At 58.3% G+C, this 20,091-nt stretch carries 18 protein-coding genes, 1 tRNA gene and 1 pseudogene; 10 read left to right on the top strand and 10 right to left on the bottom strand.

Going from position 1 to position 20,091, the window contains the following annotated elements; genetic code table 11:
* The first annotated feature begins 259 nt into the window (after window positions 1–259).
* The 3 genes from ACFQ3C_RS07395 (at window position 260) to ACFQ3C_RS07405 (ending at window position 3,928) form a co-directional block, all read left to right on the top strand.
* On the top strand, window positions 260–1,339 hold the full coding sequence (locus ACFQ3C_RS07395) for a glycosyltransferase 61 family protein (RefSeq protein WP_380790033.1): 1,080 nt from the start codon (window positions 260–262) through the stop codon (window positions 1,337–1,339).
* On the top strand, window positions 1,339–2,508 hold the full coding sequence (rffA, locus tag ACFQ3C_RS07400) for a dTDP-4-amino-4,6-dideoxygalactose transaminase (protein WP_380790035.1): 1,170 nt from the start codon (window positions 1,339–1,341) through the stop codon (window positions 2,506–2,508). The genes ACFQ3C_RS07395 and rffA overlap by 1 nt, the downstream gene beginning before the upstream one ends.
* A gap of 358 nt (window positions 2,509–2,866) precedes the next feature.
* Entirely contained in the window at window positions 2,867–3,928 is a 1,062-nt protein-coding gene (locus ACFQ3C_RS07405; protein ID WP_380790037.1) for a glycosyltransferase 61 family protein, read from the top strand.
* 95 nt (window positions 3,929–4,023) lie between these two features.
* Here the strand turns inward: ACFQ3C_RS07405 and ACFQ3C_RS07410 are convergent.
* A pseudogene (locus ACFQ3C_RS07410) lies at window positions 4,024–4,437 on the bottom strand (IS3 family transposase); the annotation flags it as partial.
* Between the two features lie 77 nt (window positions 4,438–4,514).
* Here ACFQ3C_RS07410 and ACFQ3C_RS07415 point away from each other — a divergent pair.
* Window positions 4,515–4,961: a hypothetical protein gene (locus tag ACFQ3C_RS07415; RefSeq protein ID WP_380791149.1), complete on the top strand. Its 447-nt coding sequence runs from the start codon at window positions 4,515–4,517 to the stop codon at window positions 4,959–4,961.
* 644 nt (window positions 4,962–5,605) lie between these two features.
* Here ACFQ3C_RS07415 and ACFQ3C_RS07420 read toward each other — a convergent pair.
* Window positions 5,606–5,695, bottom strand: a tRNA-Ser gene (locus tag ACFQ3C_RS07420).
* A gap of 276 nt (window positions 5,696–5,971) precedes the next feature.
* Here ACFQ3C_RS07420 and ACFQ3C_RS07425 point away from each other — a divergent pair.
* Both ACFQ3C_RS07425 and ACFQ3C_RS07430 read left to right on the top strand, forming a co-directional pair.
* Window positions 5,972–8,137 carry a YjbH domain-containing protein gene (locus ACFQ3C_RS07425; protein WP_380790039.1) on the top strand — a complete coding sequence of 722 codons (2,166 nt, stop codon included), beginning with the start codon at window positions 5,972–5,974 and terminating at the stop codon, window positions 8,135–8,137.
* Window positions 8,138–8,139: 2 nt separating this feature from the next.
* The gene (locus ACFQ3C_RS07430) at window positions 8,140–8,832 is read left to right on the top strand and encodes a YjbF family lipoprotein (RefSeq protein WP_380790041.1); all 693 of its coding nucleotides are present in this window, start codon (window positions 8,140–8,142) and stop codon (window positions 8,830–8,832) included.
* A gap of 72 nt (window positions 8,833–8,904) precedes the next feature.
* Here ACFQ3C_RS07430 and ACFQ3C_RS07435 read toward each other — a convergent pair whose 3' ends face one another.
* Both ACFQ3C_RS07435 and ychF read right to left on the bottom strand, forming a co-directional pair.
* Window positions 8,905–9,135 carry a hypothetical protein gene (locus tag ACFQ3C_RS07435; protein ID WP_380790043.1) on the bottom strand — a complete coding sequence of 77 codons (231 nt, stop codon included), beginning with the start codon at window positions 9,133–9,135 and terminating at the stop codon, window positions 8,905–8,907.
* Between the two features lie 171 nt (window positions 9,136–9,306).
* On the bottom strand, window positions 9,307–10,404 hold the full coding sequence (ychF, locus tag ACFQ3C_RS07440) for a redox-regulated ATPase YchF (RefSeq protein WP_380790045.1): 1,098 nt from the start codon (window positions 10,402–10,404) through the stop codon (window positions 9,307–9,309).
* A gap of 136 nt (window positions 10,405–10,540) precedes the next feature.
* Here ychF and trpA point away from each other — a divergent pair, with 136 nt between their 5' ends.
* Window positions 10,541–11,332 carry a tryptophan synthase subunit alpha gene (trpA, locus tag ACFQ3C_RS07445; RefSeq protein WP_380790047.1) on the top strand — a complete coding sequence of 264 codons (792 nt, stop codon included), beginning with the start codon at window positions 10,541–10,543 and terminating at the stop codon, window positions 11,330–11,332.
* 23 nt (window positions 11,333–11,355) lie between these two features.
* Here trpA and ACFQ3C_RS07450 read toward each other — a convergent pair whose 3' ends face one another.
* Entirely contained in the window at window positions 11,356–11,796 is a 441-nt protein-coding gene (locus ACFQ3C_RS07450; protein ID WP_380790049.1) for a MaoC family dehydratase, read from the bottom strand.
* Between the two features lie 128 nt (window positions 11,797–11,924).
* On the opposite strand from ACFQ3C_RS07450, the gene ACFQ3C_RS07455 reads away from it, so the two are divergent.
* The gene (locus ACFQ3C_RS07455) at window positions 11,925–13,091 is read left to right on the top strand and encodes an alpha-hydroxy acid oxidase (RefSeq protein WP_380790051.1); all 1,167 of its coding nucleotides are present in this window, start codon (window positions 11,925–11,927) and stop codon (window positions 13,089–13,091) included.
* A 403-nt stretch (window positions 13,092–13,494) separates the two neighbouring features.
* On the opposite strand, the gene ACFQ3C_RS07460 is transcribed toward ACFQ3C_RS07455, so the two are convergent.
* The 4 genes from ACFQ3C_RS07460 to ACFQ3C_RS07475 all read right to left on the bottom strand — a co-directional run bounded on the left by ACFQ3C_RS07460 (window position 13,495) and on the right by ACFQ3C_RS07475 (window position 17,821).
* On the bottom strand, window positions 13,495–14,223 hold the full coding sequence (locus ACFQ3C_RS07460; RefSeq protein WP_380790053.1) for a gamma-glutamylcyclotransferase: 729 nt from the start codon (window positions 14,221–14,223) through the stop codon (window positions 13,495–13,497).
* A gap of 403 nt (window positions 14,224–14,626) precedes the next feature.
* Entirely contained in the window at window positions 14,627–14,800 is a 174-nt protein-coding gene (locus ACFQ3C_RS07465) for a hypothetical protein (protein WP_380790056.1), read from the bottom strand.
* Between the two features lie 207 nt (window positions 14,801–15,007).
* Window positions 15,008–16,648, bottom strand: coding sequence for a winged helix-turn-helix domain-containing tetratricopeptide repeat protein (locus tag ACFQ3C_RS07470; protein WP_380790058.1), 1,641 nt, complete (start codon window positions 16,646–16,648; stop codon window positions 15,008–15,010).
* Between the two features lie 258 nt (window positions 16,649–16,906).
* Complete coding sequence (locus ACFQ3C_RS07475; protein ID WP_380790060.1) at window positions 16,907–17,821, bottom strand: sulfotransferase domain-containing protein; 915 nt, start codon at window positions 17,819–17,821, stop codon at window positions 16,907–16,909.
* Between the two features lie 431 nt (window positions 17,822–18,252).
* Between ACFQ3C_RS07475 and ACFQ3C_RS07480 the strand changes: the two genes are divergently transcribed.
* Both ACFQ3C_RS07480 and ACFQ3C_RS07485 read left to right on the top strand, forming a co-directional pair.
* Window positions 18,253–18,900 (top strand): hypothetical protein, encoded by a 648-nt coding sequence (locus ACFQ3C_RS07480; RefSeq protein WP_380790062.1) that lies wholly within the window; start codon window positions 18,253–18,255, stop codon window positions 18,898–18,900.
* 116 nt (window positions 18,901–19,016) lie between these two features.
* Entirely contained in the window at window positions 19,017–19,649 is a 633-nt protein-coding gene (locus tag ACFQ3C_RS07485) for a 50S ribosomal protein L25/general stress protein Ctc (RefSeq protein WP_380790064.1), read from the top strand.
* Between the two features lie 87 nt (window positions 19,650–19,736).
* Here the strand turns inward: ACFQ3C_RS07485 and ACFQ3C_RS07490 are convergent, their stop codons facing one another.
* The gene (locus tag ACFQ3C_RS07490) at window positions 19,737–20,057 is read right to left on the bottom strand and encodes an antibiotic biosynthesis monooxygenase family protein (protein WP_380790066.1); all 321 of its coding nucleotides are present in this window, start codon (window positions 20,055–20,057) and stop codon (window positions 19,737–19,739) included.
* Between the last annotated feature and the right edge of the window lie 34 nt (window positions 20,058–20,091).

Consider the following 20,091-nt stretch of genomic DNA (forward strand, 5'->3'; position numbering starts at 1 on the left):
ATCTGACAGTGCCGTGAGAGGTCTTCAGGTAGCGGCCCGGGCAAGGTTTTGTCACCGATGGTGGCCAGCCAGCCGCCCTGTCAAACACAAGCTGATTTGATCTGCTAATGTCCCCGCCAGTCGGGAGCTTAAAACAAGTTGGACGCGCCAACCGTTGCTCAACCCTTGGGTTATGACTCTAAACTTTACTTGACACATCCACGTGATCCTCTAAGCCAAATGAGCGTAATCATGACACCAACTGGTTTTTAGGATGAGGATGGCCATTCCATCTCTTTTGCCTGTCGTTAGTCGGGCATTTCAAAAATTTAGGCGATACAAGTCGCTCGAAGATAGCGCCGAAAAGACCGTGACGGTTGAACCTCCTGAAACCATGCGGCTTCCCGAGGCTCTCTACTTGTCGGACCAGCTGGATGATGTGACTGGGACGCATGGCATGGCCGTCAGTCTTGCAGATGAGCTTGAACAGACCGTAGCCCCGAACCTCCGAAATATTGAAACCCGCGCTTATTTCATTCGAAACGCTGTTATCGGCTATAACCGCATAAGTAGCTGGTCAGGTTTCAAAGACCTGTCGCTTCGATATGCGCGCAGCAGACCTATGCGCATCACTGAAGAACTTGACGCTGCTGCACTATGCTCGAGTTGGCAGGGAAACGATTATTTTGCTCATTTTCTTGTCGACGATGCAGCAACACACGCGTTGGCACAAGAATTTGCCAAACCGATTTTTTCCACCATGGATACTCCACGCACTTCGCAGTGCGTGGAGTATCTTGCCCGGTTTGGTTTTGAATATTCAGAGAAAAACCAAGTCTCTGTTCGCGAACTATGGTTTTTCCAAGACTTTTCGTTAGGACCTGATAAGCGTAGACGTTTGCAAAAAATGGCTGCGAATGTAAAGGCTGCGACACTTGGATCCCGACCTCGTCCTGGGGCGTTCATTCGTCGTGGCGTAAGGGGCCAAGTCCGTTGCTTGGATAATGCAGCTGAGATTGAAGCCTGGTGCATTTCTCAAGGCTTCGTAGTCATCGACCCTGAATACCAGTCCCTCGACGAAATCTGCGGTGCCTTAAAAGACGTTCCGATAGTGATAGGGGTTGAGGGCAGCCACCTCGTACACGGCCTTTTCTCCATGGCTGAGAGGGGGATAATAATCTGCATCCAGCCCGCCGACAGATTCAATGTAATATTCCGACATTTGTGCGCGGCGCTAAACCTCCAGTGGGGATTTGTCGTAGCTAAGGGAACCGTCAATGGATTCCACCTGGAACTTGATAAGCTTAAAGCCACGCTCGAACTTTTTCAAAAACGTACTCATTCTGGATTATGGATCTAATGAAACGCTTGGACTTTCTCATGTTAGAGGAACAGGACACCGTTCCGTTCAATCGGATGCCCATAACCGGGTATGAAGAAGAACAACTTATATATGCGTTGAATCTACTTAAAAGCCCTCACTCCAAAGAGCATTTGAACAGATGCCAAGAATGGTTTGAGAAGGAACTGGGATGTGTCCGCGCTCTTTTAACGCCTTCTTGCACGCATTCGCTTGAGATGGCTGCGCTGCTTCTGGATATCCAAGAGGGTGATGAAGTTATTATGCCCTCTTACACTTTCGTTTCGACTGCAAATGCTTTTGTGATGCGCGGAGCGCGGATCACCTTTGTCGATATCCGCCCCGATACAATGAATATCGATGAGACCAAGATAGAGGCCGCGATCAACGAAAGAACACGAGCCATCGTTGTGATGCACTATGCCGGGGTGGCTTGTGACATGGATGCGATCATGGAGCTTGCCGGCAAACACAAACTGATTGTGATCGAGGATGCCGCGCAAAGCGTGATGGCAAGCTGGCACGGTCGGCCTTTGGGCACAATCGGTGCCGTTGGCGCCATTTCATTTCATGAAACCAAGAACTTGAGCTCCGGCGGGGAGGGAGGCTTGACCATAGTTAACAATCCTGCGCTGATTGAACGGGCTGAGATCATTTGCGAAAAAGGTACCAATCGCAAAAGCTTCCTGAATGGTGAAGTAGACAAGTACTCTTGGGTGGACTTGGGAAGTTCTTACTTGATGAACGAAATAAGCGCCGCTTTTCTTTGGGCGCAGATCACGGCGCGGGACCAAATTTACGCCAGCCGAATGGCTATTCACGATACTTACAGTAAAGAATTAAGAGATCTATGCACAGATGGTCGAATAGAAGTGCAGAGTTTTCCTCCGGGTACTTCGCACAACGCGCATATGTTCTATATAAAGCTTCGTGATATGAGTGAACGTAATGCCATGATGCGATGGTTGAATTCGAGAGGCATTAAGGCGCCGTTCCACTATCATCCGCTTCATTCCTCGCAGGCCGGACGAAAATTCGGTCGCTTCAATGGGGTTGACCGGTATACGACAACTGAAAGCGAGCGACTTTTGCGGCTGCCACTTTTCTATAAAATGAACAGCAATCAGGTTGAGCGTGTGATAACAGCGGTAAAAGAGTTCTTGCTTTGAATGACCTAAAATCGTGTATCAACTACTCTTGCGACGTTCTATTTCTGCCTTATCGGCCATCGTGACAGCAGCTTTACCTTGGCAAACTTACACCAAACGCGTCCTCTCTTCCTTTGAAACGCTTCAATCACCAAACGGTGGGATCAAACAGCTAAAACGGCGCTGCATCATCGAATGAAAATCAATAATTTATTGTTTTTTCCAACAGGGTTTTACAATCATGAATATAGAAAGTGAAAAACTGATCGAACCTGCCCATAAACGGTGATCCTTGGTTGGTCCTACTACCACCTGCGAAGGAAGGTGAAAAATCTTCTGTCTGTCGAATACCTGATTTTCCAGATTTTCGGAGTGAAAAGTGCCTATTAACCGCAGCATTAGTTTCAGGCCGCTGACCCAGTTGATTTTCCAGCGCCTGGGTTTAGATCGGTCCGCCGCTGAGTCCGCAGCAGAGACTGTTATTATCTGCCCTCATGAAGAAAACTTGGTCGCTCAGGCTTTTTATCTGGAGGGGCAACTCGATCGAGTAACAGGCGTTTCCGAAAACAACTCTTTCGAACTCGAAAAGACACGCATTACTCAGAGGGTGCGCAGGGATGATGCGACCGTTGCCTACCGGATCGACAATTGCGTCTTTTCAAGTGGGCGGCTTCTTACACACCGAATGCAGGATCGGCAAGGCGGACGGCGCAAACGGAAGCCCCTTGCTTCAATTACGGACACACTGGAGACTGCCGTACTCCCGATGTCGCACTACGCGACTTTTTACTTTGGACATATGGTTATTGACGGAGGTGCTTCCTCACTTTTGGCACCGGAGTTTGGAAAGAGTTATATCGACACCCAAGTGGCCAAGGGTATGGGCGGACACGCTGCACGCTACTGGGATCTCTTCAACCTAAAGTACACTGCCGTTGAGGATGTGCGAATACGCCATGCTTGGATCTTCGATGATCGCGGCATGAACAGCCACAAGATAGCAAGACTGCGAAAAATGAATTCCCTTGTCCGCACAATACCCGCAGCTCGTTCAGGGCACGGGATCTTTTTTAGAAGGCGCGGCTGGGGTGTCCATCGCGCGCCCGAAAACGAAGCGCAACTCGAGGACTTTTTTGCAGAAAGAAACTTCGAAATCATCGATCCAGGCGAGATGAGCGTGGATGAGATGGTGCCACGGATTCGAGAGGCCGACGTTATTATTGGTGTCGAGGGAAGCGGTATGATCCACGGCATGCTCGCTATCCGACCGGACGCCATTGTTGTCATGATGCTCCCACCATGGCGGCTGAACAATATGATGAAGGATTATGCTGACGGACTCGGCCTGAGGTACGGCTTTGTCGTTGGGGAAGGTGGGGTGGATGGATATTGGATTGATCCTGAAGAGATCCTTCGCACCATTGATCTTGCCATCAAATGATAGCTATCGCAGGAGACCTGACCCAGGTCGCCCCTCGTTGCAGTCGTCACGCCAAGGTGGATCTATCGCGTATTTGTGCCGCCCCAAGTGCTCGATTAGGCCACTTTGCGTTCGAAGGCGAAGGGGCTTTTCCCTCCCGATGCTGAGTGCCCTCGACGCGGATTGTAGAAGCCGTTGATGTATTGGAAGATGGCTGTCTCAGCCTGTCGGGGGGTTTCCCAAGGGCGTCGCCAGATCAGCTCGGCCTTGATGGTTTTGAAGAAGGTCTCGACTGCGGCGTTGTCATAGCAGTTACCCTTGCCGCTCATCGAGCCCCGGACGCCATGCTCGCGCAGGATTTTCTGGTGGTCATGCGAACAGTATTGGCTGCCGCGATCACTGTGGAAGATGCAGCCTTTGGGCGGTGGCCGCAGAGCGATTGCCATCTTCAGCGCCCGGATCGCCAGCTCCCGTTTCATGCAGTTGCTGACGGCCCAACTGATCACGCGCCTTGAATGAAGGCCCAAGATCTGGACAGCGCGATTGATCGGTGGTTGCTTGGGCCTAGGACACATGTCAGTCCTTCGATATTTTGAGGCCAAATCATTTGAGTAAAAACGATCCAGAAAAATCTTATCCAGGTGATAATGCCGCTGTTCAGGACATTTTGAGGCTAGCAGAAGCATATCATGCGGCTGCCACAGCTCTGTTTCAAAACGCTCAAAGGGGCGCTCCACTTTCCTATGCACCTGCTCGCCTTTGTTCCATTCATGCGATAGAATTGTGTTTAAACGCTTTTCTGCGCAGCAGGGGCGTTCCCAACAGCGAAATACGTGCTCGGGTGCACAACCTTGCAGACACTACCTTTATAGATGCTCTGAGGCTGCGAAAGAAGACGGCCGACCATTTGGTAGCCATGACAGAGAAGCGCGAATATCTGATTTCGCGATATGCACCGGAATTCGTCGAACAGCACAGTGAGTTGAACAGGCTGACTGCGACACTTAACGAAGTAATGAGCAAAGTAACCAAATACATTTTTCTTGGGCGGTAAGGACTGAAAGCTAGTTCAAAGTATTAGCCTCGTGGCTGCCTTGTTCGCATCGTCGACCGTTGCCAACATCTGTTGATCTGAAGGGCCATTACTGGCCAGAACAATTGGGCTTATGACATCGAGCTTAGAAACCATCTGGGTAAGTGAATGTATCACAGTCTAGGATATCATCGGTTTCTTGAACTGACGGAGGCTCCCGCCGCCCATGCAAGAATTTAAAGACCAGATCATTCTAGCAGCGCTGCGCTATCAAGAATTCATAGCTATAGCCGCTGGTGTCTTGGTTTTTCTGCTGATGTGGTGGTTGATCGTGAGGCGACCGCGACCCAGGATCGAATGCAAGTGGCGGCGTGACCGATCTGTCCAAAGGGCAACCCTCACAAAATGGACCTGCATTAGATGCGGCGCAGATGCGTTCACAGCAACAACCAAACGACCAAAGGATTGTAAGAGGCACCTCAAGCCGAAGGCGCTTTAAAAAAGCTTGCTCGATGACCTATGCCAACAGATCGCCCCGCCGAGAGTGGGGCTTTCTTCATAATGACTTCCGACAAATTCCGAGGCAGTCCACGTCAAGGCGGGGGACATTATGGGGGATTCGGCAATCGCTTTCCCATAAAAATCAGTGACTTAAGGGGTTTAAGTGGCGGAGACGATGGGATTCGAACCCACGAGACGGTTTCCCGTCTACTCCCTTAGCAGGGGAGCGCCTTCGACCACTCGGCCACGTCTCCGCCGACGGGTGTATCCATCACGCGGGCGGGGGACAAGTGGAAAATCAGCGCAAATGCACATCTGGCGGCCCGTTTGTTGATCCAGGGGATGCGCGCCGATACCACGGTGCGGGATTGCATCTGCAGGTCACTTGCGGAGCCGTGAACACAGTTCGGCCCTGAATACAGGAACAGTTTGTCGGGGGCGTAGACAAGATGTCCTGTTTCACCTAGTCAGACCGGGTGGTGTGTGTGAACAGGGATGGTCCCATGAAGCTTGCGAAATCCGGCTGTCGCGTGATCAGCAGAGCGCCGCTTCGAGACCGTTTTCCTGGACGCGCCAGTCTTGGCTATCTGGCGCTTTTCGCGCTCTGCGCGCAGCCGCTTCTGGCCCAGGACAACGCCGCCCCTGCGCTATTTCCGGATCACGGCGAAATGCCCGGCTTCAACATGAACGGTGCGCCGGGCATCGTTGAAATGCCCAGCGCCATGATGGCACCGGATGCGACGCTGTCGGGCAGCCTGTCGCGAATCGGCGGCATCACGCGGGGCACGGTCACCTTCCAGATCACGCCACGCCTCTCGGGCAGCTTCAGATATGCAGCACTTGACGGGCTGACCCGGCTGCGCGGTCAAACAGTGCCCGGCCTTGACGGGGGCACCTATTACGACCGCAGCTTTGATCTGCGCTATCAGGTGCTGCGCGAAGGCCGCTATCGCCCGGCCGTGACCATCGGTTTGCTGGATTTTGCCGGCACCTCGCTTTACGGGGCGGAATATGTCGTGGCCAGCAAGAGCCTGACTCCGCGGGTTCGGGTGACGGGCGGCCTTGGTTGGGGGCGTCTTGGCGGTCGCAACGCGATTGCCAGCACCGGCACCCGCGGCACCGAATTGCTGGAACAGGGCGGCGTGCCCAGTTATGACCGCTGGTTCCGTGGTGACATGGCCGCTTTTGGCGGGGTGGAATGGGCGGTGAACGACCGTCTGACCCTCAAGGCCGAATATTCATCCGACAATTTTGCGGAAGAGGCTGCGAATGGCCTGCTGACGCCCAAGACCGGGTGGAACTTCGGGCTGGATTACCGGATTGCGGAGGGGGTGCAGGCCTCGGTGCTGGCGCTGCAGGGCGCGGCGATCGGCGCCCAGATCACCGTGCACACCAATCCGCGCAGCACCGGCACGCCGGGCGGGACAGAAACGGCCCCGGCGCCGGTCTACCGGCGCAGCGCGGCGGAACGGCGCGACCTTGGCTGGCAGCAGGAGCCCGCACAACGGGATGCCCTGCCCGGGCAGCTTGCACAGGCGCTGGCCCGCGAGCGCATGGTCATGGATGGGCTGACCCTGACAGACGACCGGGCCCTGCTGCGGCTGATCAACCCGGTCCATGCGTCCGAGCCGCAGGCCATCGGCCGCAGCGCGCGCATCATGGCGCGCGTTCTGCCCGGGTCGATCGACACCTTCGTGATCGTGCCGGTCGTCAATGGCATGGCCATGTCGGCCATCACCTTGAGGCGCGCCGATCTGGAGAATCTGGAACATGCCCCGGCGTCCGCACTTCTTGAGGTGACCCGGATCGAGGATGCGGCCACCGTCGCCCGGATCCCGGTCACTGACCGGCCTGCCGCGCTGACATGGTCTTTCGGTCCAAACCTGCGCTACAGCCTGTTCGATCCCGACAACCCGTTTCGCGCCGATCTTCTGGCCACGGCCAGGGCTGATCTGCTGATCGCCCCCGGCCTTATCCTGTCGGGCGCGATGTCGAAACGGCTGGTCGGCAACCTGGACAGCATCAGCCGGCGTGATGCCTCGGCCCTGCCGCGCGTCCGCACGGATTACGGGCTTTATGCACAGCAGGGCGATCCCTCGATCGACCATCTGACGCTGACGCATTACATGCGCCCGGGCCGTGATCTCTATGCGCGGGTGTCGGCAGGTTACCTGGAACAGATGTATGCGGGCCTGTCGGCCGAGCTGCTCTGGAAACCCGTGGACAGCCGCCTTGCCCTGGGGATCGAGATCAACCAGGTCCGCCAGCGCGACTTTGACCAGCTGTTCGGACTGCGCGACTACGAGGTGACGACGGGCCATGCCTCGGCCTATTACGATCTGGGCCGGGGTTTCCACGGGCAACTGGATGTCGGCCGCTACCTGGCCGGGGATGTGGGCGCCACGATCAGCCTGGACCGCGAATTCGCCAATGGCTGGCGGCTGGGCGCCTTTGCCACGCTGACGGATGTGACGCCCGAAGATTTCGGCGAGGGGTCTTTTGACAAGGGTTTCCGGATCACCGTGCCCCTGGGCCATGTGCTGGGACAACCCTCGCGCCGGCTGGGCAATGTGACCGTGCGCCCGCTGACGCGCGACGGTGGCGCGCGGCTGGATCTGCGTGACAGGCTTTATGAACAGGTGCGCGATTATCACCGGCCGGAACTGGAAAAGAAATGGGGGCGGGTCTGGAGATGAGGATGCTGGATAGACCGCGCACAAGATCGGCTGCAGCCTGGGCTTTTGCGGCCCTGGCCCTGGCCGGATGCAGCAACGACCCCAACCGGATCAACTATCGCTCTGTCGTTTCGGGCGTGGCCGCACAGTTTGGCGGCACCCTGCCCTTTGATGGCAAGACCGCAGGCGCGCGACAGGCGCAGAGTCTGGCGGCCCCGTCCGTGATCCTGGCGCAGACCGAGGCGCCCGTGATCCTGGTTCAGCCGCAAAACGGCGCTGGCCCTTTCTATATCGTGGGGATTCGCGACAATGGCCCCTGGCGCACCTATGCGACAGGCGCCCGGCAAACCCTTGTGTTGCGCCAAGGGGTAGTGACGGCCACACGCGGGTTGGGCGGCGATCTTATGGCATCCGACATCGACCCGATGCTGGAACTGCTGCGGGCCAATCGGGCTGGCAAGGCGCGGCGCGTGATGCAGGTTCTGGATGGCGAGGACGTGACACGCCAGATCGCGCTGGACTGCACCCTGTCAGTGGGAACGCAGGTTCGCACAACCACGGGCATTGCCGGGCGCGCCATGACCGAAGATTGTGCATCTGACGACCTGTCGTTTCGCAACAGCTATGTCGTCGACAGGGCTGGCAATGCGCTTCAGTCGGATCAATGGCTTCCGACCAGTCAGGGCAGACTGACCCTGACTGTGCTGCGCCCCTGACGCAGATGACTGCCGACAACAAAAAAGGCACCGCAAAGGTGCCTTTTTCGTGCCATCACAAGCGAAGCTTGATCAGTTGGTGCCCGAACCGCTGGTGGACTGACCCACAACGGAAATCACCGTGAAGCCCAGCGTTGCGAAGGTCAGGGCCGTCGGCAACGTGACCGGACCCATAAAGCCGATAAGCGGTGTACCCTGGGTGGACAGGATGGTCAGATCATCAGTTGCGGGGGTGGCTTCGTTCGCCAGAACCGGCGAGACAGAGGCAGCGGCGATTGCGGCTGCAAGTGCAAATTTCTTCATAACAGTCTCCACTAGTTTACCAGACAACACGTCTTTGCCTACGCGTTATGATTACTACAAGATTACCGGCCAAAAAAGGGCATGATTGCCCTTTGACGCGGTTTAAATCGAAAAATCTGTAGTTTTGATTAAAATTCCCACCGACCACCCTGTGCCGACGGAAAAGTTTGATCAGGTATTGAACAGGAAATGCATCACATCGCCGTCCTTGACGATGTAGCTTTTGCCTTCGGACCGCATCTTGCCCGCCTCTTTCGCGCCCTGCTCGCCGCCCAGCGCCACGAAATCGTCATAGGCGATGGTTTCGGCGCGGATGAACCCGCGCTCGAAATCGCCATGGATGACGCCCGCGGCCTGCGGTGCGGCGGTGCCCTGCCGAATCGTCCAGGCGCGCGCCTCCTTGGGGCCGACGGTGAAATAGGTTTCAAGATGCAGCAGGGCATAGCCCGCACGAATCAGGCGGTCCAGACCCGGCTCTTCCAGCCCCATCTCGGACAGGAACATCTGGGCTTCTTCGGCGTCCAGCTGGCTGATCTCTTCCTCGATCCGGGCGGAAATCACCACATGGGAATTGCCCTGCGCGGCGGCTATTTCGGCCACACGGGCCGAGAGGGCATTGCCGGTTGCGGCATCTTCCTCGGCCACGTTGCAGACGTAAAGGACCGGCTTGGTGGTCAGAAGCTGCAGCATCTTCCAGGCTTTGACGTCATCCTCATCGACCTTGACGGTGCGCGCGGGCTTGTCCGCCTCAAGCGCCGCCAGCGCCATGCGCAACAGGCGATCCTGCTGCACTGCGTCCTTGTCGCCGCCCTTGATCTTGCGCACCAGCCCGGCAAGCCGCTTCTCGATGCTTTCCATATCGGCCAGCATCAGCTCCATCTCGATGGTTTCGGCATCGCTGACCGGATCGACGCGGCCTTCCACATGGGTGATGTCGTCATCCTCGAAGCAGCGCAGCACATGGGCGATGGCGTCGCATTCACGGATATTGGCCAGGAACTGGTTGCCCAGCCCCTCGCCCTTGGAGGCGCCTTTCACAAGGCCCGCGATATCGACGAAGGTCATCCGCGTCGGGATGATCTGCTTGGACCCCGCGATTTTCGCCAGCGTGTCGAGGCGATGATCGGGCACGGCAACCTCGCCCACGTTCGGCTCGATCGTGCAGAACGGAAAATTCGCCGCCTGCGCCGCCGCTGTCCGGGTCAGCGCATTGAACAGTGTCGACTTGCCCACGTTGGGCAGCCCCACGATCCCCATCTTGAAACCCATCTGCGGCCTCCTTGTCTGCAACGCACCGCTCTTAAGCCGGGGCGGCGCGCGGGGCAAGGGCGCAGACTGCATCAAGGATTGAGTTTACCGCGCGTTTGCGGCACATCGGGGCAATCGCAGGGAAGGACAGCCGCCAATGACTCGTATCGACGCCAAATTCGCCACCCTCACCGCCGAGGGAAAGAAAGCCTTCGTGGCTTATGTGATGGCGGGCGATCCCGATTACGCAACCTCGCTAGAGCTGATCAAGGGGCTGCCGGGCGCAGGCGTGGACATCATCGAGATGGGCCTGCCCTTCACCGACCCGATGGCGGATGGCGAAACCATCCAGCTGGCCGGGCAGCGCGCGCTTGAGGCGGGCCAGACCCTGCAGAAGACGCTGGATATGGCGGCAGAGTTTCGCAAGACCGACGACACGACCCCGATCGTGATGATGGGCTACTACAACCCGATCTTCAATCGCGGGGTCGACCGGTTTCTGGTCGATGCCAAGGCCGCCGGGATCGACGGGCTGATCGTTGTGGACCTGCCCCCCGAGGAAGACGATGAACTGTGCATCCCCGCGCAACAGGCCGGGTTGAACTTCATCCGGCTGGCAACGCCCACCACCGATGACAAGCGCCTGCCAAAGGTGCTGCAGAACACCAGCGGTTTCGTCTATTACGTGTCGATCACCGGCATCACCGGCTCGGCCGAGGCCAGCGCCGCCGATGTTGCCCCCGAAGTTGCGCGGATCAAGTCACAGACCGACCTGCCGCTGATCGTGGGCTTCGGGATCAAGACGCCGGAAGCCGCGCAAAGCATCGCCTCCGTGGCCGATGGCTGCGTCGTGGGCAGCGCGATCGTGGCGGAACTGGCCAAGGGCTGTTCCGTCGCCGAGGTGCTGGCCTTCGTGCGGTCGCTTTCAGACGGCGCGCATCGCGCCTGACAGGTCCTGACGGCGTTTATGCGTCAGCCTGTCCTGCGGCGCAGGATATGGATGGCGGTATAGCGCATCACCGCCTCACCATCCTGGTTGACCACCTCATAGGCGATGGTCGTCCGCCCGCGGTCGGGCCTGGAGGCTGACGGGACCGAGGCCACGACCTCGCCCCTCGTGGTCAACCTGTCATCGGGGCGCACCGGGCGCAGCCATTGAACATCGGTCATGCCGGGCGAACCCATTGACGCCTCGTTCCAGACATCGGCCTCAAGCGTTTGCGTGAAGGACGTCAGCAGCGTGTGAAAGCCGCTGGCGATGATCCCGCCATAGGGCGAGGCTTTGGCCGCTGCGGCATCCAGATGAAAAGGCTGCGGGTCCCATTGCCGCGCGAAATCGATGATCGCATCAAGCGGCAAGGTCCGTGCCGCGGTCTCGAAGCGATAACCGACCGGCAGATCATCAAAATACATGGCATCTCCCTCGCCTTTGTGGTGTTGGCGCAGCCTATCGCGGCCACCCTGTGCTGCAAATGAATGATTGCCTGACAAGGCCCTGATTGGTAACCAAAGCTAACCAAATCATGCGAAAGGCCGCAGCCATGCCCGTGATCACGAATATCGACGATCTCAAGCGTATCTACCGGCGCAAGACGCCCAAGATGTTCTATGATTACGCCGAAAGCGGCAGCTGGACGGAACAGACCTTCCGCGAGAACACATCGGATTTCGACCAGATCCGCCTGCGCCAGCGCGTCGCCGTGGACATGACCGGCCGCAGCACCGCCAGCCAGATGATCGGGCAGGATGTGACCATGCCCGTGGCGCTGGCCCCCGTGGGCATGACAGGCATGCAATGCGCCGACGGCGAGATCAAGGCCGCGCGCGCGGCCGAACGGTTCGGCGTGCCCTTTACCCTCTCGACCATGTCCATCAATTCGATCGAGGATGTGGCCGGGGCCACATCGAAACCCTTCTGGTTTCAGCTTTATACCATGAAGGACACCGACTATGTCAGCCGGCTGATCCAGCGCGCCAAGGATGCGAAATGCTCGGCGCTGGTGATCACGCTGGACCTGCAGATCCTGGGGCAGCGGCACAAGGACCTCAAGAACGGCCTCAGCGCGCCGCCCAAGCTGACGATCCCGACGATGATCAACCTGGCGACGAAATGGTCCTGGGGGATCGGGATGCTGTCGGCCAAGCGGCGGCATTTCGGCAATATCGTCGGCCATGTGAAGGGGATCTCGGACACCTCCAGCCTTGGGGCCTGGACAGCCGAGCAGTTTGACCCCTCGCTGGACTGGGGCAAGATCGCCAAGATCAAGGAAGAATGGGGCGGCAAGGTCATCCTCAAGGGGATACTGGACGCGGAAGACGCGAAAATGGCGCTTAGCGTGGGGGCGGATGCGATCATCGTGTCGAACCACGGGGGCCGGCAGCTTGACGGGGCGATCAGTTCGATCCGCGCACTGCCCTCGATCCTGGATGCGGTGGGCGACAAGGTCGAGGTGCATCTGGACAGCGGCATCCGGTCGGGCCAGGACGTGCTGAAGGCCTTGGCGATGGGGGCCAAGGGCACCTATATCGGGCGGGCCTTTGTCTATGGCCTGGGGGCCATGGGGCAGGAGGGCGTCAAGACGGCGCTGGAGGTGATCCACAAGGAGCTGGACATCTCGATGGCGCTCTGTGGCAAGCGCCGGATCGAGGAGCTGACCCGCGACGTGCTGCTGGTGCCCGAGGGCTTCGAGGGCCGCTGGCAAGCCTGATCCGCAAGAGCCCTCGGGGGTGTCCCATGATGGGACATTTTCGGGGTTGAATGATTTCAACGGGTTGCGGGGCGGCCAAAGGCGTTTTTTTCGGCTTGGGTGGGCTTGGGCTGTAGTCCGAGACTTCGTCAGCCTCTGCTTTGGTCGCAATCATTCTGTCCGCATAGCCGACCTCGACCTGCACCGCAGCGAAGGTCTGCTTCCCGCCCCTCGTGTCGAGAAACGCGAACGGCCCAGACCGAACCTTGGCCAAACCGCTAATCGCTGCATCGCAGCTTTCGCATTGCCCCCGTTAATGGCCGCCGTTAATGCAACTTGCAGCTTTTGATACTCTTCAAAGCAAATGACGCGTTCCAGAAGCATCACGCCAATATGTCCGGATCAAGGCCCATGCATCCCCGAGCTATTCTCGGCATCGGTGAGCAAAGGCGTGCAACTTCTGGATATCGTCGTCTTGGATGCCCAATTCATCCAAGTGCGTGACCAGCGAATGAAGATACTCGAAATTCGAGCCTAGCCCGCCTTCCGCCAGAGCGATCATCCTGGCAGCTTCTTCTATGGGCAAATCCGGCATGTAGCGGCGGTTCGTTCTGTCCATGATGAACACCAGTGCGTCTACCGGCCCCTGGGGCGTGGAAACTTCAAGAAACACCGGGCAATAGGCATCCGCGAACATTTCGCGACGCCACATGAATTTGGTCTCCTGATCAACCAACCCCGCCGCGATCTTGAAAACAACCCCGTCACATTGCCCACCTTGATCAAGTGCGGCCATCAGCCCTGGCCGAGCGTGGCTACCTCGCCCCCCCTCCAGCCGCATACAAAAACTGCGACGCCATCCGGTTAAAACGCCGCGCCTATATTCCTCGACGTAAACCGCAGGGTCCCAGATCAGCGAGCCATATGCAAAAACCCAAAGATCTTGCGTCCATCTGCCAGACAGCACCGCCTGCCGATTGGCTTCTCGGGTGTCATGGTCCATGCGCCAACCCGGTGGCCACCCTTCGGCCTCGGCTTGTTCATCCAGCTCCGCAAATCGTTCCTGCCCAAAGCGCATCTCTGAGCTGTCTGGTGGAGTGACTAATTTGCGCAGAGCGGGCGTGTGCTTGAAGACATGTTCGGGAAACGGCATGACGTATTCTTGTCGGTTTTGGGTCTTTATAGCCAGAGAAGAATGCAGTGCCGGGCAAAATGGAGGCAGAACATCTTTTCGAAGGTTAGTGCCGACCTTGGCTCAAGGCGTTGAATAAATTCTTCGCGCCTCTATGTGCTGCGGCATTCGCTCAGATAACCGCACGGCCGCCTTGGAGACATGCGGCCCGGAGCGGTCTTCAAAAAACCGCGCAGCAAAGGTCGGCTTGGCGCCCATTCTGGCGATCTTTAGTCTCGCGGCGAATGCCCGGTTTCGAGCAACTGACCACCTGGCGGCCGAAATCGCTGCTCTGCGGCGCTTTCGAAGCAGGAGGGCTATTGGCAGCGCCTTGCTGCTTCGGTTGCAACAACCTTCCGCGCGCAGCAATTGGCGCGGCATCAATTCAGCGGCGCAGGCCGATGTCTCTGAGGAAATGCTCATTGGCGTGGCGAAGGTCGACATCGGAGCCGGGGCGGGGTGCGAAGAGAGACTTCAAGAGCGTCAATGGAAGGCGCAGGGCGCGTGCGAGGGGCGACGTCGTTGTGCGGGTCTGCAGCGGTGCCGAAAGATCGGTCATGTCTGGTATCCTTCTGAAGAGCCTGCCGGAATGGCCGGTTTGTGAAGCCATGCTGGCAGCCGGAAGGGTGAATGTCCTGAAGCGGCCCGAACCGTTCCGAAAACTTCGGAAAGGATCGGAATGGCTGGCAGATTCTGCGTTGACGTCTATGGGTTGAAGGCAGCCACACGCGGCGATGGCCCGAACCCAAAGGGCTGGGTCACGTGGTTACGCCCTTGCGGCGGCCGCACGCGCATCAAGGTCGCGAATGAGGCGCTGAAAACGAGGAAAATCGCGCAGGGCGTCAAGGTCGGTGTCCTGTTCAACCCAGACAGAGAAGGTGACGGGGTCGACACGCGGCAGGCAGGCTTCGAGCGTATCGAGTGCGGCATCCGTTTCACCGAGCAGCGCCATGGCGCAAGCAATGTTGTAGTCGATGCTTGGATCATCGGGATCAACGGCCTTGACCCGCACGGCCCATTGCTTGGTGCGTTCGGCTTCACCCAGTTTTGCAAGAGCACTGACACCGGTGATCAATGCATAGGAATCCGACGAGTTCTCTGCAAGCACGCGTTCCGCGCGCGCGAGCGTGCGGCGGGCTGTGTCCAGCACCTTCTCATGCTGGCCTGTTGCTCTGTAGCACATGGCGACATGGGAGGTGGCCGCCAAATCCGCTTCTGAAAGTTCGGTTGCGCGTTCCCAGTGCAATATGGCTTCGTCGTGCCGCCCGGTCTGGAAACAGGTGCGCCCATAGAGAAAGCGAACATCGTAGGAATTCGGGGCGAGTTGAAGCGAGCGTTCGTGAAGCTCGAAAGCCTCGTCAAAGCGACCAAGGCCGGCCAGGACGAAGGCCTTTGCCGCAAGCGCCTCTGACAGGTCGGGATTCAGAGCGAGTGCGCGCTCGGCCGCCTGCAGACCATGTTCGGTCGAGCCTGAAAGGCCATAAAGCCCCGTCTGACTGATGGCCAAAAGCGCCCATGCCAGGCCAAAATCGGGGTCGATATCAAGCGCCTTTCGAGCGAGGCGGCTGGCAATCTCGAAGTTGCGCCTGTCCAGACGTGTGTGGTGGTAGCGCGCCTGGAGATAGAGTTCATAGGCTTCGGGGTTGTCGGTCGGGCGCGACTGGATTGCCACGCGCTCGGCCGGGACAAGCCTGACCTTGAGCGCGGCAACGATGGCCTCGGTAATCTGATCCTGAAGATCGAAGATGTCGGTCAGGTCGCGGTCGAAGCGCTCCGCCCAGATCGGATGCCCCGTTGCGCCATCGACAAGCTGGGCATTGATACGAATCCTATTGCCGGATTTGCGTACGCTACCCTCGACCACATGAGTCAGGTTCATGTCGTGGGCCGTTTGCGCGATATCGACGGAGCGACCCTTGAAGGTGAAGGCCGTGTTGCGGGCGACAACAGACAGCGCCGCGACCTTGGAGAGATCGGTGATGACATCCTCGGTGATACCGTCAGCGAAATACTCCTGATCGGGATCGTTCGAGGTATTGGTAAAGGGGATCACAAGGACTTCGGGGAAAGCGGTTTCGCGCTTGTCGGCGTCAGGGGCAGGGACAGGCGTGTTCTCCCCTACAGGGAGCACGAACTGGTAGCCCCGGCCAGGTATCGTCGCCAGCGCCTTGGGTCCGAGCACCTTTCGCAGGGCCGAGACATGAACGGTCAGGTTGCTTTCCTCAACCGCGATGTCCGGCCAGACGGCGTCGAGTATCTCTGCCTTGGTCAGGACGCGATGTCGGTTCGCCACCATGAAGCTCAGCATGTCGAAAGCCCTGGCGCCAAGGGGCAATTCGATACCGTCGCGCGACAGCTTGCGCTCTTGCGTCGCCAGGAGGAAATCGCCGAAGCGGAAGGAGGACAATGATTTTACTCCAGGATCTGCCTTCGATTTTTCGTAACATCAGACTGGCATTATAGATACGAACGTGCCGATGTTTCCTAGCAAATATCGGTTCCTGATGCTCTTTCAATCGGGCGTTCATCCGTGCAAATGATCGTTAGGGCTGCAACCTTGATTTCGTCGGCATAGAGGTCATGCGCGCGGGTTCGTGCCGTAAGGGATCTGATCATTCTCGTCAGATGTCCGTTTCGAGCCCAGAGCGGTAATCTTGAAGTTTAATTAAAGAGCAGCGTCTTGAGCAGGAAGCTCTCCGCCAAACTGAAGCCATCGCGCGTCGTCTTCCGGAAGCAACTCTGCAAGACGTTTATGAAATGCCCGGATGTCATTTTCTGATAGCTTGCCCTCCCACTTTCGACTGCTTGCGCTATCGAAGAAGGCCGCCGGGTCTTTGAAGGTCGCGGACCGTTGAGTGTCTTCTCTGGCAGTTGCGCGCGCATTGGCTTGCATGCTTTCGAACTGCATACTGTCTTCAATCGCCGCCAATTTTTCGTCGTCAAGATCCAGGCCAAGCGCGGAAGCAAGCTTTCTTGTGTGAGAGAGCAAATCGCGCCGCATATCCGCGTAATGGAAAATATGTATGTTGGGGTGCTGGATGTTTGACTTGAACAACTTGAAGTGATGGACGATCGCCTCAAGGGTGATCCCGTCGGCCATCTCCTCTCGGTCGGTCGCGCCAAGGAACAAGGCGAACGAAGCTGCCGCCTCATCCGGGAACCTGTCCTGAATCAGGTCTTCCTTCAGGTTGAAGACGTGTCGGCGCATCGAAAAATGAGCGTCGATTGGGTGTCTGTAGACTGCAATGTAAGTACAGCCGGGGTCGAAAGGAATGCCATCAAATGGCGTATGTGTCTTGATGCATCTTCGGTGGCTCTGAGCTTCGAACATTCGCGCTATGGGGAGCTGATCTCGAAATGCCGGATCGAGCCAAACCGACAGATCATTCATGACCTTGTCCATGCCGGGCTTTTCAAACAAGAGCGACAGCACAAGGGCCTGCGTCCAAGTTGTTCCGCACTTGGGCGGCGTTGCAACAATCACATCCCCTTGTCGCAGCGCGAAGTTGTCCCAAATCCGATTATCGGTAAGGCGCGTTCTGTACTCGAATGACTTGTTTGAAGGCGCTCTTGTCGTCATTCTGATTTCCACCAATGGACCCTGCTGGGGTGAGACGATAGCAAGCTTGCGGCATTGAACCTAGGAGTTTGATGGGACACACGCTGGGCGGCCGTTTTGTTCCGCATGGCTGACCTTCGTGCAGAGTGCAGCAAAGGTCTGCTTCCCGCGTATTGCGACCACGCCCCTCACCATCGCCGACACGCGGGGTGGCGATGTGACTTCTGGTAGGGGCCGGTTTATGGTCGCCCGGCCTTCAGACCTCTGTTTCGTGCCACAACTGTTGCCAAATCGCAGCCGCGGATTTGCGTCCTTTGGGCGTGTCGCTGAGGCGCGCAGCGGTGCTTCGCGCCTTGTTTCCGCGCGGGGGCAGCCCCTGCCCTGCCGGATCGCTTTGACAGCCTGCCCGCGCCGGGGCAGTGTGGCCGCATACATGTGACAAGGTGCCGTTGATGCTGGTTTTCGCCTCTGCCAATCTCGTGCTGTTTGCCGTGCCCAAGACGGGCAGCACGGCCTATCATCTGGCGCTTCGGGGCAAGGCGGATATCGTGCTGGCGGGCCGCGCCGCGATCAAGCACATGACCGCGCGCAAATATGACCGGCATTTCGCGCCCTATCTTGCGCAGGCGCATGGGTTGACGCCGGAACGGGTGGCGGTGATCCGCGATCCGCTGGAGCAGGTCCGCAGCTGGTATCGTTACCGCCAGCGCCCCGATACGGCAGGCCGACCCAACAGCGCGGCGGGCCTGAGTTTCGATGCGTTCGTGCTGGCTTCTTTGCAGGACGATCCACCGCCCTATGCCCGGCTGGGCAACCAGTTGGCCTTCGTGTCGGACCGGCAGGGCACGATTCGCATCGATCACCTTTTCGCCTATGAGCGCCCGCTGGTCCTCCGGGATTTCCTGTCAGACCGGCTGGGTTTCGAGGTCAGGACCGAGCAAAGGAACGTCTCGCCCCCCGCGCCAACCGCGATCAGCCCCGCGGTCGAGGCAAAGCTGCGCGCCGCGCGCGCCGATGAATTCGCGCTGCACGACCGCATCCTTGCGGCAGGCGGCCATCTGGTCACGACCCTGGGCGATGCCCAGCCGGATGATGACTGAAACCGCGAAAACAAGGCGATTCCCCCCTTTTCAAGCCGGGTGAATGCGTCTATACGCGCGACTTCACGCGGACATACAGCCTTGGAGGATGTCCGCCCTAACTTTGGAGAGATACTATGGCTGGAGAGCTTCCTGATCTTCACGCCCATGTCCGGACGGGGACAGGCAAGGGCGCCGCTCGTCAAGCACGTCGCGACGGCATGGTTCCGGGGATCGTTTACGGCGGTGGCGCAGAGCCGCTGGCAATCAACATCCCCTTCAACGCGCTTCTGAAGCGCCTGCGTCAGGGCCGTTTCCTGTCGACGCTGTTCAACCTGAAGGTTGACGGGCAGGAAGACGTCCGCGTCATCTGCCGCAACGTGCAGCGCGATGTGGTCAAGGACCTGCCGACCCACCTGGACCTGATGCGTCTGCGTCGCACCAGCCGGATCAGCCTGTTCATCCACGTCGACTTCATCAACCACGACAAATGCCCCGGCCTGAAAAAGGGCGGCGTGCTGACCATCGTGCGTCCCGAAGTCGAACTGAACGTGCTGGCGGGCGACATTCCGGATCACGTGACCGTGGATCTGGCCGGGCTGAACATCGGTGACGTGGTCACCATTTCCCACGTGTCGCTGCCGGAAGGCAGCAAGCCGACCATCGACCGTGATTTCGTGATCGCGAACATCTCGGCACCGTCGGGCCTGCGCTCGTCCGGTGGGGACGATGAAGAAGAAGAAGAAGATGGCGACGACACCGAAGAGTGATCTTGCCTGACCCATTGCGGGGACAGTGACAGACGGGCGCGACCTTTCGGGGTCGCGCCTTTTTCATTGGCGCGGCCTTGTGGCCTGTCAGCTCTGGTGCAGGACGGTGTCATAGCCCTCGAACACGGGCGCGCCCATCAGCGCCTCGCGGGTGGTGGTATTGCCCGCCCCCCGGTGGCTGTCGCGGAATTGTTGCGATCGTGTCCAGCCGTCGAAATCGGCGCGGCTGGCCCAGATCACATGCGATGTGTAAAGCCGAAAGCCATCCCCATCCGGCCCCTTGAGCAGGCGAAACTCGACAAATCCGGGCATGTCGTTCAACCGGCTTTCCCGGTCGCGCCACATGGTCTCGAAGGCCTCCTCGTGACCATGACGGACCTTGAAACGGTTCATTGCGATAAAGGACATCTCGGCCTCCGCTGGTGGGTCATTCGGGCTGGTG

The organism is Seohaeicola saemankumensis (assembly GCF_042678485.1).
Lineage (GTDB): Bacteria > Pseudomonadota > Alphaproteobacteria > Rhodobacterales > Rhodobacteraceae > Seohaeicola > Seohaeicola saemankumensis.

Bases quoted from the DNA above. Each gene is read 5' to 3' on its own strand.
- ACFQ3C_RS07485 (WP_380790064.1), top strand. From the start codon at position 19,017: ATGGCTGGAGAGCTTCCTGATCTTCACGCCCATGTCCGGACGGGGACA.
- ACFQ3C_RS07460 (WP_380790053.1), bottom strand. From the start codon at position 14,223: ATGCCGTTTCCCGAACATGTCTTCAAGCACACGCCCGCTCTGCGCAAA.
- trpA (WP_380790047.1), top strand. From the start codon at position 10,541: ATGACTCGTATCGACGCCAAATTCGCCACCCTCACCGCCGAGGGAAAG.
- ACFQ3C_RS07450 (WP_380790049.1), bottom strand. From the start codon at position 11,796: ATGTATTTTGATGATCTGCCGGTCGGTTATCGCTTCGAGACCGCGGCA.
- ACFQ3C_RS07465 (WP_380790056.1), bottom strand. From the start codon at position 14,800: ATGACCGATCTTTCGGCACCGCTGCAGACCCGCACAACGACGTCGCCC.
- ACFQ3C_RS07475 (WP_380790060.1), bottom strand. From the start codon at position 17,821: ATGACGACAAGAGCGCCTTCAAACAAGTCATTCGAGTACAGAACGCGC.
- ACFQ3C_RS07455 (WP_380790051.1), top strand. From the start codon at position 11,925: ATGCCCGTGATCACGAATATCGACGATCTCAAGCGTATCTACCGGCGC.
- ACFQ3C_RS07435 (WP_380790043.1), bottom strand. From the start codon at position 9,135: ATGAAGAAATTTGCACTTGCAGCCGCAATCGCCGCTGCCTCTGTCTCG.
- ACFQ3C_RS07490 (WP_380790066.1), bottom strand. From the start codon at position 20,057: ATGTCCTTTATCGCAATGAACCGTTTCAAGGTCCGTCATGGTCACGAG.
- ACFQ3C_RS07430 (WP_380790041.1), top strand. From the start codon at position 8,140: ATGCTGGATAGACCGCGCACAAGATCGGCTGCAGCCTGGGCTTTTGCG.
- ACFQ3C_RS07480 (WP_380790062.1), top strand. From the start codon at position 18,253: ATGCTGGTTTTCGCCTCTGCCAATCTCGTGCTGTTTGCCGTGCCCAAG.
- ACFQ3C_RS07395 (WP_380790033.1), top strand. From the start codon at position 260: ATGGCCATTCCATCTCTTTTGCCTGTCGTTAGTCGGGCATTTCAAAAA.
- rffA (WP_380790035.1), top strand. From the start codon at position 1,339: ATGAAACGCTTGGACTTTCTCATGTTAGAGGAACAGGACACCGTTCCG.
- ychF (WP_380790045.1), bottom strand. From the start codon at position 10,404: ATGGGTTTCAAGATGGGGATCGTGGGGCTGCCCAACGTGGGCAAGTCG.